The following is a 13104-nucleotide window of genomic DNA, read 5'->3' as shown; positions in this document are numbered from 1 at the left end:
GTATAGCGCAGCCGGATATTTCAGTCAATCGAATGAATATCTAATTGCGAAACCTTCTCCGATATGTGTGAGATTGGGCGCGCGAACCGCCGTTATATTTGCATTTGGTGCCGCACATTCGGCCTTTTGTACTTCCGTAAACGCTAATATTCTGGCTGAATGGGCTGATGAGAAACCAGCACGTCATGGCAAGCATCGGACGACATGCCTGGAGAGCGCTCGTCACCGTCGCTGCTCTTGCTTCTGCCGTGACCATGGCCTGCGCCGATGATGCCGGATCGCAAAAGGACAGCCGCCCCCAAAACGAAGTCCTGAAGCCGGCGCCTCACGACGGGCAGTTGACGGCGCCGCATCTCAGCACGGACTGGTGGCTGCGCATCAGGCACGAGGCCTCGCAAGGCGACGACGCAGAGAGTTCGAAGCAGGTCTTTGTCCGCAAGGAGGAAGGGCAGTGATACGGGCTGCCGCTCCGGTGACCTCGCTGGCGTGCCGCTGCCGTGATCGCAGCTTTATTTGACACTCGTGCGCGGGCCGTGCGGGCTCGGATCTTTGCTTCGGCGCTGCACCCGGCCGATCAGCCGCAGGGCAGCCGCCGATGGCAGGACCCTTGCGATAAAGGCGGTCAGCTTCGCCGAGAAGCCGGGAACGACGAGGCTGCGACCGGACTTGAAGCCGCGCCACGCCCGCTCGGCGACGTAATCCGCCTTCAGCTTGGGCAATACCTTGAAGAGCGCGGCGCGATCGGCGCCGGATTTTTCAAGAAAGTCGGTCGATACCGGCCCGGGTGCCACGCATGTCACGGTGACGCCGAAGCGGCGGACTTCCTCATGAAGAGCAGCCGAAAACGAGTGTACGAAACTCTTGCTGGCATAGTAGAAGGCCATGTACGGCCCGGGTGCAAAACCCGCGATTGAGCCGAGATTGACCACTCCGCCGCGCCGGCGGGCGACCATTCCCGGCAGGAAGCGAAGGCTCATGTCTGCAAGCGCCCGTATGTTAAGATCGATGATCCCAAGTTGATCCTCTAATGGCAGCGAGGTCGCTGCGCCGCGCAGGCCGTAGCCGGCACTGTTGACAAGGACGTCACAGACCAGACCCTTCTCGGCCAGAAAGGCATCGAGGTGCGACGATGCGCCTGGCGCCATGAGGTCGAGTTCGATCGTGAAAGCCTCTCCGCCGGCCTCTTCCACCTCGGCCGCCGCCGCCGCAAGCTCGTCCGGGGAGCGTGCCACGAGAACGACGATGTTGCGCTCGCGCGCCGCGACCCTCGCAATTGCCCGCCCGATGCCACGGGAGGCGCCAAGTACGACGACGGCCGGACGGTTCCCCGTCTCATTGTTTTCCCGCAATTCCGCACGCAAAACCGCACCTCGCTTTTGCTGGAACTGCTCTGATATCATCGAGACATTCCTGCAATCGACGCGCCGATGGGCGACGCGCCGGTGGACGCTGCCTTCCGGTGCAGCTCCCGCATCTCGTCGACGACCGCGCCGTTGAGGATAGTCTCGAACCGCTCCAACGCCCGGGCGATGCTGGCTCCATCCATGACCCTGTGGTCATAGTGGATGCGGACGGTCACCGATCCGTTCTCATCGATCGGGCCATAGTTCATGAGCGTGGTCAAGGGGCTCAAAGGATTGAGGGATTCGGCCCCGAGGCCCGAATAGACCGACAGCTGGAAGGTGCCGAAATAGCGCGCCCGTTTTCGCCCCAGATTGAGCCCTAGCCACATGAGCGACCATCTGAGCAAAGCAGGCGCACGCGCAAGCTTAAGCGAGCGGCGAAATTCCTTGATCTCCAGGACGGGGCGCGACCTCGCCTCGCGGATCTGCGTTTCCAGTTCGGGGATGGACCGGTCTTCGGGGGTCTTGATCGTGCTCAGGAGAACGATCCGCTCGCCTTCATATTCGCGCTCATGGGCAATGGAGGCCACGCTTGCCGGATATTCGTAGAGCTGATGCCGCGGAAACTTGATGTAGGCGCGCCTCAGATCCGGAACCTCCTTCGAGAGGAGGGCATATCCCTTCAGGAAAAGCGCGGTCCAGGAGGGGCGGGGATCGGACATTCGCCTGGCATCGAGAAGGGGGCGGATGTTCATCTGCCGCTGAACGGTTACGCGCGGTATGCCGATCGAAAATCTCATGAGATCCCCAACCAGCCGCCTTGCCGCGGAAAGTCTGATTGCCCGTCCCTTCATCTTATTCCTCCCCCTCGTCTTTCCACCCGCAGAGATCCAAAACGTCGGAGCGTCGGCCCCCTAGTACAGATAAGGGATGATGCGTTTGGTCCTGTCCATATAGGCGCGGTATTGCGGGCCGAAGACATCGAGCATCATACGCTCTTCCTTGTCGACGCGCAGAAAGAACAGCACGGCGAAACCGACGATCCCGGCCATGCCTGCCACCCAGTTCGGCAGCAGAAAAGCCTGGGCAAGCCCCATCAGGAGGAACGAGGTGTACATGGGATGGCGGACATAGGCATAAGGTCCGGCGCATATCAATTCATGCTTCTGGCGGATTTCGAGCGTGATGGACCAGTTTCGCCCGAGCTGCTTGTGGGTTCTTCTAAAGACCCACATTGCGAGGCAGAAGAGGGCCGCGCCGATGACGACGGCCCAGAGAGGCAAGGGATGGTCGGCTGCTCTCGGGATGCCCGTCGCGACGTAAAATCCCGGCACGATCGCAAGCCCGGCAAGCGCTGCGGCCAGTGCGACACCTTCAGACAGGCTGCGCCGGCTGCTGACGACAGGCACGCGCTTTCCCCGGCGCTCGAACGGGTATCGAATAACGTACCATGCGATAATTCCGAGGACCCAGACAGCCTCGCCAATGATATTGACCGACATGTTCAAGCCGGCACCAGAACCTTTCCACGATCAGGCTTCCGCGATCGCCAGCGGTTGGAGAGAGTTAGAGCGTCCTCGGCGCGTCCGTATGACGCCCGGCGCTCTATGCCAGCCTCACGTATTCATCTCCCGCAGTCTTGTAATGAATTGCTGCGGCCGTAGCCAGATGCCGGGTGTCTTGTAGCCCATGTGCTTTGCGATATCCGCCACGAAGGCGTTGCAATTGTAGACCGTCGCCTCCCAGAGACGGCTTCGCGCCTGCAGCTTGCGGATATAGGCGACCGTATCGTTATATTCGGCATCCGTCAGCATCACGCGCCAGCTTGCCGAGCGGTACTGCTCCTCGAGGTCGCCGTCTGTCTCCCCCGTCGTCGCAGGGACCGGAATGAAGTGGCCGATGACGTAAGGCGCTGCATCTTCCGAAGCCGGGGCAAGGCCTGCGACCTCGGGATTGATCATTCTTCCGTTCTTGTCGGCGCTGCCGAAGACGACGTAGGTGTGACCGTAGGTCAGCGCATAGCGGGAGCGGAATTCTATGAAACGCCCGCTCGATCTATTCTGGGCGGTGGTTTTCGTCAGTTCTCGGCCGGCGGATGTATAACGCGGCTGGGGACCTTTGTCTTCCGTCTGGCACGATGATGCTGCAAATGCCACAGCAACAACCAGCCACAAGCGGCTTCTTCCAAGCGCCATCACCACGCTCCATATGCAAGCTCTGCCCAGCGGCGACGCGACGCCGGCAGATATGCCATTCTTGTGCCCTGAATGCGGGGGATCAATCCTGGCCGGTTTCGGATGTCGAGAAAAAGGGAAGGGCTGAGCGAGCCCTTCCCGGGAATCATGCGAGCTTACTTGTAGACGGCTGTTTCCGCAGGCGGCGGAGCTTTCCCCTTGCCTTTACCAATCGACCCGCAGGCACTCAGATTGGCCACCGCAAGTACTGCGAGGATGACGAATAGAATTCTGCTCATTAACAAGTCCTCTCCTCATCATGACGCAGACCGTCGAAGGCTGCGCCTCGAAGTTTGACGATATTCAGCACCGTGAACAGTGCGGGAGTGATGCAACGTGCAACGAATCTACATTAGCAGATACTAACCGGTGTGACCAACCCGGTAATTTCACATGGTAAATGCCATCAAATGACCACCACGCGGGTTCCGACGCGCGTCCGTGCGTAGAGGTCCATGATGTTTGCGTTTGTCAGGCGGATGCAGCCGTTCGAAACCGCATGGCCGATCGACCAGGGAGCGTTCGTTCCGTGCAGGCGGAACAGGGTGTCCCGTCCGCCCTGGTAGAGGTAGAGGGCTGCGGCACCCAGCGGATTGCCCGGTCCGCCCGGCACGCCATCGGCATATTGGGCAAGACGCGGCTTACGGGCGATCATATCGTCGGTGGGTTTCCAGGAGGGCCACTCGGCCTTGCGGCCGATGGTGGCCTCGCCCTTGAAGCTCAGCCCTTCTTCGCCGACGGCGACACCGTAGCGCGTGGCAAGGCCGTCGGCCTCGACGAAATAGAGAAAGCGCGCCCCGGTATCGACGACGATCGTGCCGGGCGGCTCGCCTCCCGAATAGGCGACCTCCTGCCGCCGATAGCGGGGATCGACATCAGGGTCGCTGCCGAATACGCGATAGCCGAGCGGCGGCCCATCCGTGGTGGTGCTGCATCCCGAAAGCATGAGAGCGAGGCTGCCCAAAATGAAACCTCGGCGTTCAACATCTTGTCCGTTCATTTCCACCTGCTCAAGTCGTTCTGCCAAGTCGTCCCCTCGGTCTTGACGACGCCGATCAACAGCGCGCCGACGAACCGGGATGTTCGAATTTTCCGTCGTGCGCGTGTTAGGCGGATAAGATGTGCAGCTTCAAATCGCGTGCCCCCATTCATGAAACCTCTTGCGTGAATCATGCTTTTTGGAACATTAGCATAGTGAAATGGATGGATGCCATGAAACTTTGCCTTGAAGGAAAAGTCGTCATCGTGACGGGCGCAGGTTCCGGAATCGGGGCTGCCGTAGCCCGGCAACTTTCTGTCGAGGGTGCCGAGGTCGTCGTCGCCGATCTCAATGGCGACGCTGCGCAAAAGGTGGCCGCTGCAATCCGGGAGGAGGGCGGTCGCGCCCGCCCGTTCGTCGTCGATGTGAGGGATCCTGCAGCCGTGCAGAGCCTCGTCGACTTCACCGTCGAGACATGCGGCGGTCTGGATCTGGCCGTCAACAATGCCGGGGTCGACGGGATACGGTCGGCGGTTGCAGACTATCCGCTCGACGACTGGCACAGAGTGATGAACGTCAATCTCAACAGCGTCTTCTATTGCATGAAATTCGAGATCGGCGCGATGCTGAAGCGGGGCGGGGGCGCAATCGTCAACATGTCTTCGATGCTCGGCACTGTCGGACTGCCGACCGCGGCAGCCTATACCGCCGCCAAGCACGGCGTCGTCGGGCTGACGAAGGTGGCGGGGATGGAATATGCGCGATACGGCATCAGGGTAAATGCCGTCGGTCCGGGCTGGATCGATACGCCCCTCCTGGCGGAGCATCTCGAAACGGCGAGCATGCGCCGCATGGCCTCGCTCCAGCCGATGGGCAGGCGCGGGACACCGGACGAAGTGGCCAATCTCGTCTGCTTTCTGCTGTCGGAACAGGCAAGCTTCATCACCGGCGCCCACTATCTCGTGGATGGCGCCTATACCGCCCATTAAAGCATGTCGCGCAAAAGTGTGCAGCGGTTTTGCGACAACGACATGCGTAAAAACAAAGACCTAAAGCGCAGCGAGCGGATATGAAAGATCGCGACGCGCTTTAGAACGCGGCCCACGCACGGGAAGCCGATGGGTTTACGCCACCGCTTCGATAATGTGTGCCTGAATCTTGGCCGAGACCTCGCCGCTGCCGTGTCTGCCGGCAATCGCGGATGCGGCGTGATCGGTCGCAGTATCGAGCTTTCCGGCGTCCCGCGCCTCTATTTCGCTGCGAAGAAGCGTTCCCCGGCAATAGGCAAGGGCGGGAAGACGCGGTGAGGGCGCCCGGCTCTGCTCTTCTCTCGTCTCGATCGCCACGTTCGAAAACCCCGCTTCTTCCACTTCGCGGCGGATCAGGGCGGTATCGTGATAGCCGTGCGGCGTGCGCGCCAGAAAGCGCGGCGGATCGCCCGGAAACATCTGCGCCAGCGCATTCGTGACATCGTTGGCAAAGACGTTTTCCTCGATGCGGTCCCAGACATTGAACAGGAAATGCCCTCCGGGCTTCAAAACCCGTCTCGCCTCGCGGTAACCGGATATCCGGTCGGGAAAGAACATCACGCCGAACTGACAGAGGACGAGATTGAAGGCTGCGTCTTCGAACGGCAGCGCCAGGGCGTCCGCCTGGCGCCACTCGATGCGGCTGTCGGAAGGCTGGCGCGAGGCGGCATAGTCGAGCATCGGCTGGTTGAGGTCGGTGACGGTATAAGTTGCGCCGGGGGACAGCTTTGGCGCCAATGCGCGGGTGACGACCCCGGTGCCGGCGGCGATTTCCAGGACGGCGTCAGGCGAGAAGGATGCCGCACGTCGCGCGAGATCTGCCGCGAAGGGCTCGAAGATCAGCGGCACCATATAGCGGTCGTAGTTTTCCGGAATCGAGCCGGCGAAGATTTTGTCCGTCTCCAACATCGCTGCCACCCACGGTTCGTCCGAGACGGCAAGGTTAACACAGACCCGTCCGTTTCGGGCAGTTTTCGATTGTCTTCAGCCGGGCTCTCCGCATTGCGACAGGATGCCGTCGACGACGGCGGCGAGCGGCGCGGTGGCGTCGATGACCGTCGCGTTGCCGGGAATGTCTTCCTTCGTCGCATGCACGCGCAAGACCAGATCGCGTTCGGCCGGTTTTCCGCCGAACTCGTCGTCCCCTCTGCCGGCAAGCCGCCTTTTCAGCGTCTGCGGGTCGACATCGAGAACGAAAACCCGGTCGAACAGATGGATAAAGCGGCTAAAATTCCGCGAGCCGCCGCAGAAGAAGGAGATCGGGTGGCGCTTGTCGGCCGCGAGCGATGCGACCTTTTCGACATTCCAGAGATGGTGCCTATGGGCAAAGGCGACATCGCGCCACTCGTGCCCCGAGCCATCCAGCGGCTCGCCGGTGCGCGGATCGCCCCGGTAGGCGAGCTCCCGGTCGCCGTGGACGACATGGTATCCGCGCCGCTGCAGCTCCGTGGCGACCGAGGTTTTGCCCGTCCCCGACACGCCTTCGATCAAATAGTTCCTGACGCCCATTTCGGTTTCGTTCGATGCGCGGCACCCTTGGCAATGGCCAAACTACCCGCCTTGTGGCGCAGAAGTGTAACCGATTTCCGACGCTTCGTTTACACGGATCGAGCCTTCAATGCAGGATCGATGCCTTCGCCTTGCGGTCGATCAGGGCTTCCACCGTGCCGATGAGGCGTGCTGCGCGCCTCAGGATTTCGATGCCCGCGTCGTTGATCGCGATGTCGGCGCTCATCCGGTCGAGGCACAGGGCGATCTCCATCAGCTTCTCGCCGAGATCGGCGTGGCGCAGCCGCCCGGCAGATCGCGAGAGGCGCCGCAGGCATTCCGAATATCGCGAGGCGAGAACGAGCCTGTCGGTAATCGGGTTGCCTCTTGGAGCGGATGGAGACTGTGACGCTTTCTGCCGCATTCCGCCCTCCCTTATCCGAACATGGTGCAGGCCGGCTTGCGGGCCTTCTCCCGCCCGTCGAGAGCCTTCAGGGCGGAGAGGATGTCCTGGTAGCGGATGGAGCAGGCGACGCCCGGAGGGTGGCGGAGCTCGGGACAGGATTCGACCGCGTGGAGGTCGGACGCCCAGGACGCGAGGATCGCGCGCTTTTCCGCGGTCGTCATCGTCTGCGAAGCGATCACTTCGTCGGGATGGGAAAAATGCTGGTGCGGATAGAGGATATGCGACGCCGAGATGGCGTCGACGGCAGTGGCCGAGCCGACTGATTTGGTGCCTTCGATGGTCATGTTCGTTCTCCTAAAAACTTTCGACGGATGAGGAAAATCTCCAGGCGGATAAGAGATCGTTTCGGTGTTTTCAGGGTTCAAGTGGGCCGGCGCAGGGCGCCCGAAAAAATTTTCCGAGGCCTCTTGAAAGGCAAAAAAAGCCAAACCAAATCGATATTCGCCGGCAGCCCAAAGGGGGCCGGAAGCCGGGGACGCAGTTTCCGACGCGTCTCCTTTCCAACTCGCTTTACGGAGGATTTGGTCATGAGAAACGAATTCGACTTCGCACCGTTCTACCGCTCGAGCATCGGCTTCGACCGGGTGCTTAACCTTCTGAACAATCCGCAGCGCCTGCAGGCTATCGACACGTGGCCGCCCTACGACATCGTCAAGTCCGGCGAGAACGACTACCGCATCCAGATGGCGGTCGCAGGCTTTGCCGGCAGCGACCTCGATGTCACCCAGGAGCGCAACGTGCTGGTCGTCAGAGGCCAGAAGAACGAAGAGAAGCAGGGCGACTACCTGCATCGCGGCATTGCCGGCCGCTCCTTCGAGCGGCGCTTCGAGCTTGCCGACCATGTCCGGGTCGATAACGCTTCGCTGACCAACGGCCTTCTGACCATCGATCTGAAGCGTGAGATCCCCGAAGAGATGAAGCCGCGCAAGATCGCGATCGCCAGCGCCGAGGGCTCTCAGGCGCCGATGCAGATGATCGAAGGCGAAAAGAACGTCGCTTAACCGGAGGGGGAGGAGGAAGCCGGCGCCGCCAGATGGCGCCGGCTTTTGAAAGACATGAAATCGATCGATGTTCGCAAGCCGCAGCCGTTCGACGCGCGCGATCTTGCAGCCTGCCAGCCCGTTTTCGATACGCTCGTGAGAGAAGCCGGCGTCGACAAGGCCTCGGAAGAGGCCGCGCGGATCGCCGCGATCGTCGTCGAGCTTTACCGGCAGGGCGTGCGTGACGCGGAGCATCTGCGCATCATGGTGGAAGGCGCACGCGGCCTCTTCAGCCGTCATGCCGGGAGCAGCCACGCCGCCGCCTGATCCGCCGGCGGACGGCCAGCGCACGGCCTTGCCGCCAATGCGCGACTGAGGATCCGTGCCCGCAGCGAGCGGCCGGCACCTGCCCGACAACAGGCGTTATCGGCGCAATTCTATATCCCAACCGTTTCCAAGCAAGTCTGGCGATGTCCGAAACATCCCAGAAGGAAACGGTCAATGACATCAAGGATTCTCCGCCGCCCGGAGGTTCAGAACAGGACGGGCCTTCCCACCTCAACCCTCTATGCGCTGATTGCCGACGGCCGGTTTCCGCGCCCGGTGAAGATCGGCAAGCGCGCCGTCGGCTGGATGGAAGGGCAGGTCGAGGCGTGGATCGGTGAATGTGTGGCGGGTGCGGCTCCCCCTTCTCCCCAGCGGGGAGAAGGGGGCCCGAAGGGTCGGATGAGGGGGCCACGGGTGCCGACGGATAATGCAGTCGAAGATTGCTGACCTTTCGTTTCCGGATGGCAGAGAGGGGGAGATTCTCCTGTGGTTAAACTCTTGCCCGGAGCCTCCTCATCCGCCCTTCGGGCACCTTCTCCCCGCCCGGGGAGAAGGGGACACCACTTCATCCCGCGCGGAAAATCCCATGCCACATATGACTGAACACGCGCCGTCGCGCGACTGGCTCGCCATGCTCAAGACGAACGACAGGGGCAATCCCCTTCCGGGCCTCACGCTCAACTGGACCGTAATCCTGGAGCATCACCCCGACGCGCGCGGAATGCTCGCGCTCGATGAATTCAGCGGCCGCACGATGCTGTTGCGCCGGCCGCCGTGGGATTTGCGCAAGGGCGACTGGAAGCCTCGCGCCCTCGCAAACAACGATCTTGCCGAAGCGGTGGAGTGGCTGGAAGGGTTCGGCCTGACGCCGAAGGTTTTCAACATCAATCCCATCATCGACAAGGTCGCCGGCCGGCATCCCTATCACCCCGTGAAAGACTGGCTGTCCTCGCTGCCGGCAGGGGACGGAACGCGGCGGGTCGACACGTTCCTGACTTGCTATCTCGGCGCCGCGGACACGCAGCTGAACCGCGCCTTCGCGCGCAAATGGCTCTCCGCACTTGCCAGGCGCGTCTTCGAGCCAGGGTGCCAGTTCGACCACGTGCTGACCCTGCAGGGCAAACAGGGGCTCGGAAAATCATCCTTCGGCCGGGCGCTCGTTCCGGTCGAGGAATGGGTGACCGACGGCCTGACGGTGGGCGAAAACGCGCGCGAAGTGATCGAGATCACGCGCGGGCGTTGGGTCGTCGAGCTCGCGGAGCTTGCCGGCCGGTCGAACCGGGAGATCGAGACGATCAGGAAGTTCATCACGATCCGCGTCGATACCGCGCGCGGGGCGTATCAGCAGAGGCCCGACGACGTGCCGCGCCAGTTCGCCTTCTACGCCACGACGAATGCCAACGAGTTCCTGACGGATACGAGCGGCAACCGCCGCTGGTGGCCGGTCAAGCCCACCGCGATCGATCTCGCGGCCATCCGGACCGACCGCGCGCAGATCTGGGCCGAAGTCATGACGATCTGCGAGCATGAGCCACTGTGGCTGGATGACCCGGCATTGAAGGCCGACCTCGAAGCCCTGCATCACGGCGTGATGGATTTCGGCCCCACCTACGAGATCATCCGCGACCTGATCCCTGACGGCGAGATGATGGTGCCGTGCGCCGAGATGCGCAAGCTTTTGACGGGTGGCAGCGAGGATGCCAGCCGCTTGCCTGCCGGCTGGCGCGCCAACCTGCAGAGGGCGCTTGCCGGGCTGGGGTTCGAACCGCAGGCGGTGGTTTCCAATCGCGGACGCGAGGCTGTGCGCGTCTATGTTCGCGGCGACGTGAGCGGCAGGCCCTGGGCGAGATGGGCTGACGGCCGCATCGAGTTCGAGCACGGCGCGCGAGGGCGGGAACGGAGGTTCTAAAGGGCGCGGGTACACCGTTCTGAGACGCCGGGCTTCTGCCGGTTTTTCCGTGCGGACCGACCTTGAGAATTGCTGCTGCCGCCGCTTACCTCGCCTGCGCCCGGCGGGCGATGCTTGCGGCGAAAAGCGGCGTCTCGCGGCTGTTATGGTCTGCACCCGCTGCCTGTCGCGCCGCTGCGGCATCCTCGAATGTGATGGCGTGTTCTTCAAGGAACGTCATGAAGGCATCCGTGGGATGGGCGGTGACGCGGTTGGTGTAACGGGTGCTGGCGTCGTCGATTTTCTCGGCGATCAGTTCCCAGACGACATTGACCTTTGTGCGGCCGTTTGCGGTGAAGACATCCGAGATCGAATTCATTCGGCAATAGGCGGCCTCGGCGACCTCGGCGACATAGTGCTGCACGACGAGGCCGGAGCCGATCTGCTCGACATTGATCGACATGCGGCGCCCGTCATCGGTCCAGGTGACGCCGGCGGCGATATGATCCGGCGGGCAGCAACGCAGATATTCAGCTTCGGGCAGATTGAAGAGCCAGTCCGCAATGTCGATCTTCTCGATCGGGACGTCGATTTTCGCGGAATAGGCGGACTGGGAGAGAATCGTATCGAGGACCTTGACCATGGCATTGTTCCTTCTGTTGAGTGAGCGGGAAACGCCCGTTGACGAGAAGGAATGTGCCCCCGATGCCGGCCGATGATAACGAACTGAATGCTCGAAACCATTTTGCGCAGTAGGCAAAGATGAAGGATCCGCGATTCGCCGAACATCTTGCCGTCTATGTCGACGTGGTGCGCGCGGGCAGCTTCTCGGCCGCCTCCCGGCGTCGTGCCGTCACCCCTTCGGCCATCGTTCGGCAGATCGACGCGCTGGAACGGGACCTGGGCGTCACGCTGCTGGTGCGCTCGACGCGGGCACTGGCCGTGACGGATGCGGGCCATCGCCTCTTTGATCGCGCCCGGCGTCTGCTCGATGACCTCGCCGACACACATGCCGAGGTGGCCGCCTTTGACGATGCGGTGAGCGGCACGCTGCGCATCGCCTGTTTCCCGACTTTCGGTAAACGCTATGTCATCCCGGTCCTGGCATCGCTCGCGCGTGCGCATCCCGACCTGCATGTCGAACTGGATCTCACCGAACGGCTTGCCGACCCGGTCGCGGAGCGGCTCGACCTCGTCATCAGGATGGGGACGCTGCAGGATAGTTCGCTGATCGCGACGAAACTTGCGCCGCTCAACCGCATCGTGGTGGCAAGTCCGGCCTATCTCGAAGACAACCCGGCGCCGGCGAGCATTGAAGAGCTGCGCCACCATCGCCTGCTCGACAAACTGCACGGCAACGATCTGCTCGGCTGGTCGGATATCTTTGGCAGACCGGCAGGAACGGCATGCGAGCGGGTCGCGTTTCGATCCGACGACTTCGAGGCACTGAATGGCGCAGCCATATCCGGGCTCGGCATTGCTTTGCTGCCGAGCTGGGTATCGGGAACGGCGGTGCAGTCCGGCGATCTCGTGCGGCTGCCCATCGACGACGAGCCTTGGAACGACCATCCCTCCGGCATCTACCTCCTGCGGGCGCTCCAGGTTCCCTCAGCGAAGATCAGGGCCTTCTCGGAGGCATTGAAGACCCATATCGGGATGCCGGCGCGCTGGGAGCAGGTTGCTGGGACTTAGCGTTTACGGGACCTGCGCCGATGCCGTGGAGAGAGGGGCGGTCATGGATGGACGCATCGGCAGACCCACGGGATTGCTTACGCGCTTACAATTGCTTACATGAACTTTGTAAGCGCATTTCCTCAATTCTTTCAGGCGCTTATTGCTAGGCTTACAGACTTACGGAGATAATTGCGAACTCAGGTGAGAGAAAATGGTTCTTGCAGGGTTTCTCATGAGAGTGGGAAACATACTGTAATTTCGTAAGTTTGTAAGCGCTATGGTTAAGTGTTTGATTCTTTTCGCGAAATTCGCTTACAAGTTTGCGGGAAAAAGCGACCACTTACAAAGTTCGGGCTACACATCGTTGCCGCGAAAGACGCTCAGTGCAATACGGCGATGGCGGTAATCCCAGCCTCGGCTGCGGCGCGAATGATCGCCGCTCTCAATTCCCCGGGGCTAGCGTTGCCCTGTATGACATCAAGACAGGCCTTGATCGCCGCAACAAATTCCTCCCCGTCATCGCAAGGGAATTCCGTCATGAGCGCATTGGCGGCTCCGATAGCGGTTCGCACGGACAGGAGCCTGTCGGGATCGTGAAACATCAGGATCACGGGATCGAATTCGATTGGGGTGTCCCATTCCATGACACAATACTCCCGATGGGGTGGCGTATTGTTGACGATGCAAGGGATGTGCC

Annotated in this window: 19 protein-coding genes; 7 read left to right on the top strand and 12 right to left on the bottom strand. The window is 61.7% G+C overall.

All coding sequences use genetic code 11. From position 1 onward, the window contains the following. Positions 1 to 167 precede the first annotated feature (167 nt). On the top strand, positions 168 to 455 hold the full coding sequence (locus JNB85_RS29365; RefSeq protein ID WP_220337925.1) for a hypothetical protein: 288 nt from the start codon (positions 168 to 170) through the stop codon (positions 453 to 455). A 54-nt stretch (positions 456 to 509) separates the two neighbouring features. Here the strand turns inward: JNB85_RS29365 and JNB85_RS29360 are convergent, their stop codons facing one another. From JNB85_RS29360 to JNB85_RS29335, 6 genes are all read right to left on the bottom strand, one after another. Next, positions 510 to 1400 (bottom strand): SDR family NAD(P)-dependent oxidoreductase, encoded by an 891-nt coding sequence (locus JNB85_RS29360; RefSeq protein ID WP_223216647.1) that lies wholly within the window; start codon positions 1398 to 1400, stop codon positions 510 to 512. Then, entirely contained in the window at positions 1397 to 2197 is an 801-nt protein-coding gene (locus JNB85_RS29355; protein WP_220337924.1) for a 2-oxo acid dehydrogenase subunit E2, read from the bottom strand. Before JNB85_RS29355 ends, JNB85_RS29360 begins: the two co-directional genes overlap by 4 nt. Positions 2198 to 2257: 60 nt before the next feature. Beyond that, on the bottom strand, positions 2258 to 2845 hold the full coding sequence (locus JNB85_RS29350; protein WP_220337923.1) for a protein-S-isoprenylcysteine O-methyltransferase: 588 nt from the start codon (positions 2843 to 2845) through the stop codon (positions 2258 to 2260). Between the two features lie 114 nt (positions 2846 to 2959). Further along, entirely contained in the window at positions 2960 to 3538 is a 579-nt protein-coding gene (locus JNB85_RS29345) for a hypothetical protein (RefSeq protein ID WP_220337922.1), read from the bottom strand. Between the two features lie 155 nt (positions 3539 to 3693). Beyond that, positions 3694 to 3816 carry an ABC transporter gene (locus JNB85_RS29340; RefSeq protein WP_220337921.1) on the bottom strand — a complete coding sequence of 41 codons (123 nt, stop codon included), beginning with the start codon at positions 3814 to 3816 and terminating at the stop codon, positions 3694 to 3696. A 167-nt stretch (positions 3817 to 3983) separates the two neighbouring features. Then, a complete protein-coding gene (locus JNB85_RS29335) occupies positions 3984 to 4577 on the bottom strand; it encodes a L,D-transpeptidase (RefSeq protein WP_220337920.1) in 594 nt (197 codons plus the stop codon). Positions 4578 to 4789: 212 nt separating this feature from the next. Between JNB85_RS29335 and JNB85_RS29330 the strand changes: the two genes are divergently transcribed. Beyond that, the gene (locus tag JNB85_RS29330) at positions 4790 to 5545 is read left to right on the top strand and encodes an SDR family NAD(P)-dependent oxidoreductase (RefSeq protein WP_220337919.1); all 756 of its coding nucleotides are present in this window, start codon (positions 4790 to 4792) and stop codon (positions 5543 to 5545) included. A 135-nt stretch (positions 5546 to 5680) separates the two neighbouring features. On the opposite strand, the gene JNB85_RS29325 is transcribed toward JNB85_RS29330, so the two are convergent. From JNB85_RS29325 to JNB85_RS29310, 4 genes are all read right to left on the bottom strand, one after another. After that, the gene (locus JNB85_RS29325; RefSeq protein WP_220337918.1) at positions 5681 to 6493 is read right to left on the bottom strand and encodes a class I SAM-dependent methyltransferase; all 813 of its coding nucleotides are present in this window, start codon (positions 6491 to 6493) and stop codon (positions 5681 to 5683) included. Between the two features lie 75 nt (positions 6494 to 6568). Further along, positions 6569 to 7093, bottom strand: a complete 525-nt coding sequence (locus JNB85_RS29320; RefSeq protein WP_220337917.1) for an AAA family ATPase — start codon at positions 7091 to 7093, stop codon at positions 6569 to 6571. A gap of 106 nt (positions 7094 to 7199) precedes the next feature. Continuing rightward, a complete protein-coding gene (locus JNB85_RS29315; RefSeq protein ID WP_220337916.1) occupies positions 7200 to 7496 on the bottom strand; it encodes a hypothetical protein in 297 nt (98 codons plus the stop codon). Between the two features lie 11 nt (positions 7497 to 7507). Beyond that, positions 7508 to 7822 (bottom strand): hypothetical protein, encoded by a 315-nt coding sequence (locus tag JNB85_RS29310; protein ID WP_220337915.1) that lies wholly within the window; start codon positions 7820 to 7822, stop codon positions 7508 to 7510. A 243-nt stretch (positions 7823 to 8065) separates the two neighbouring features. Between JNB85_RS29310 and JNB85_RS29305 the strand changes: the two genes are divergently transcribed. The 4 genes from JNB85_RS29305 to JNB85_RS29290 all read left to right on the top strand — a co-directional run bounded on the left by JNB85_RS29305 (position 8066) and on the right by JNB85_RS29290 (position 10754). Continuing rightward, the gene (locus JNB85_RS29305; RefSeq protein WP_220337914.1) at positions 8066 to 8539 is read left to right on the top strand and encodes an Hsp20 family protein; all 474 of its coding nucleotides are present in this window, start codon (positions 8066 to 8068) and stop codon (positions 8537 to 8539) included. 54 nt (positions 8540 to 8593) lie between these two features. Further along, on the top strand, positions 8594 to 8845 hold the full coding sequence (locus JNB85_RS29300; RefSeq protein WP_220337913.1) for a hypothetical protein: 252 nt from the start codon (positions 8594 to 8596) through the stop codon (positions 8843 to 8845). Positions 8846 to 9019: 174 nt separating this feature from the next. After that, the gene (locus tag JNB85_RS29295; protein WP_220337912.1) at positions 9020 to 9292 is read left to right on the top strand and encodes a helix-turn-helix transcriptional regulator; all 273 of its coding nucleotides are present in this window, start codon (positions 9020 to 9022) and stop codon (positions 9290 to 9292) included. Positions 9293 to 9431: 139 nt separating this feature from the next. Continuing rightward, entirely contained in the window at positions 9432 to 10754 is a 1323-nt protein-coding gene (locus JNB85_RS29290; RefSeq protein WP_220337911.1) for a VapE domain-containing protein, read from the top strand. An 85-nt stretch (positions 10755 to 10839) separates the two neighbouring features. Here JNB85_RS29290 and JNB85_RS29285 read toward each other — a convergent pair whose 3' ends face one another. Beyond that, complete coding sequence (locus JNB85_RS29285; protein WP_220337910.1) at positions 10840 to 11376, bottom strand: hypothetical protein; 537 nt, start codon at positions 11374 to 11376, stop codon at positions 10840 to 10842. 119 nt (positions 11377 to 11495) lie between these two features. Between JNB85_RS29285 and JNB85_RS29280 the strand changes: the two genes are divergently transcribed. Continuing rightward, on the top strand, positions 11496 to 12425 hold the full coding sequence (locus JNB85_RS29280; protein WP_220337909.1) for a LysR family transcriptional regulator: 930 nt from the start codon (positions 11496 to 11498) through the stop codon (positions 12423 to 12425). A 362-nt stretch (positions 12426 to 12787) separates the two neighbouring features. Here the strand turns inward: JNB85_RS29280 and JNB85_RS29275 are convergent, their stop codons facing one another. After that, the gene (locus tag JNB85_RS29275; protein WP_220337968.1) at positions 12788 to 13051 is read right to left on the bottom strand and encodes a DUF982 domain-containing protein; all 264 of its coding nucleotides are present in this window, start codon (positions 13049 to 13051) and stop codon (positions 12788 to 12790) included. Between the last annotated feature and the right edge of the window lie 53 nt (positions 13052 to 13104).

Source organism: Rhizobium mesosinicum, from assembly GCF_019511345.1.
In the GTDB taxonomy this organism is placed as follows: Bacteria; Pseudomonadota; Alphaproteobacteria; order Rhizobiales; family Rhizobiaceae; genus Rhizobium; species Rhizobium mesosinicum.
Note: the sequence above shows the minus strand (reverse complement) of the source record. Positions and strands in the feature narration are given on the sequence as shown.

Excerpts from the sequence above, each read along its gene's own strand:
- JNB85_RS29365 (WP_220337925.1), top strand. The coding sequence starts at position 168 with ATGAGAAACCAGCACGTCATGGCAAGCATCGGACGACATGCCTGGAGA.
- JNB85_RS29360 (WP_223216647.1), bottom strand. The coding sequence starts at position 1,400 with ATGATATCAGAGCAGTTCCAGCAAAAGCGAGGTGCGGTTTTGCGTGCG.
- JNB85_RS29355 (WP_220337924.1), bottom strand. The coding sequence starts at position 2,197 with ATGAAGGGACGGGCAATCAGACTTTCCGCGGCAAGGCGGCTGGTTGGG.
- JNB85_RS29350 (WP_220337923.1), bottom strand. The coding sequence starts at position 2,845 with ATGTCGGTCAATATCATTGGCGAGGCTGTCTGGGTCCTCGGAATTATC.
- JNB85_RS29345 (WP_220337922.1), bottom strand. The coding sequence starts at position 3,538 with ATGGCGCTTGGAAGAAGCCGCTTGTGGCTGGTTGTTGCTGTGGCATTT.
- JNB85_RS29340 (WP_220337921.1), bottom strand. The coding sequence starts at position 3,816 with ATGAGCAGAATTCTATTCGTCATCCTCGCAGTACTTGCGGTGGCCAAT.
- JNB85_RS29335 (WP_220337920.1), bottom strand. The coding sequence starts at position 4,577 with ATGAACGGACAAGATGTTGAACGCCGAGGTTTCATTTTGGGCAGCCTC.
- JNB85_RS29330 (WP_220337919.1), top strand. The coding sequence starts at position 4,790 with ATGAAACTTTGCCTTGAAGGAAAAGTCGTCATCGTGACGGGCGCAGGT.
- JNB85_RS29325 (WP_220337918.1), bottom strand. The coding sequence starts at position 6,493 with ATGTTGGAGACGGACAAAATCTTCGCCGGCTCGATTCCGGAAAACTAC.
- JNB85_RS29320 (WP_220337917.1), bottom strand. The coding sequence starts at position 7,093 with ATGGGCGTCAGGAACTATTTGATCGAAGGCGTGTCGGGGACGGGCAAA.
- JNB85_RS29315 (WP_220337916.1), bottom strand. The coding sequence starts at position 7,496 with ATGCGGCAGAAAGCGTCACAGTCTCCATCCGCTCCAAGAGGCAACCCG.
- JNB85_RS29310 (WP_220337915.1), bottom strand. The coding sequence starts at position 7,822 with ATGACCATCGAAGGCACCAAATCAGTCGGCTCGGCCACTGCCGTCGAC.
- JNB85_RS29305 (WP_220337914.1), top strand. The coding sequence starts at position 8,066 with ATGAGAAACGAATTCGACTTCGCACCGTTCTACCGCTCGAGCATCGGC.
- JNB85_RS29300 (WP_220337913.1), top strand. The coding sequence starts at position 8,594 with ATGAAATCGATCGATGTTCGCAAGCCGCAGCCGTTCGACGCGCGCGAT.
- JNB85_RS29295 (WP_220337912.1), top strand. The coding sequence starts at position 9,020 with ATGACATCAAGGATTCTCCGCCGCCCGGAGGTTCAGAACAGGACGGGC.
- JNB85_RS29290 (WP_220337911.1), top strand. The coding sequence starts at position 9,432 with ATGCCACATATGACTGAACACGCGCCGTCGCGCGACTGGCTCGCCATG.
- JNB85_RS29285 (WP_220337910.1), bottom strand. The coding sequence starts at position 11,376 with ATGGTCAAGGTCCTCGATACGATTCTCTCCCAGTCCGCCTATTCCGCG.
- JNB85_RS29280 (WP_220337909.1), top strand. The coding sequence starts at position 11,496 with ATGAAGGATCCGCGATTCGCCGAACATCTTGCCGTCTATGTCGACGTG.
- JNB85_RS29275 (WP_220337968.1), bottom strand. The coding sequence starts at position 13,051 with ATGGAATGGGACACCCCAATCGAATTCGATCCCGTGATCCTGATGTTT.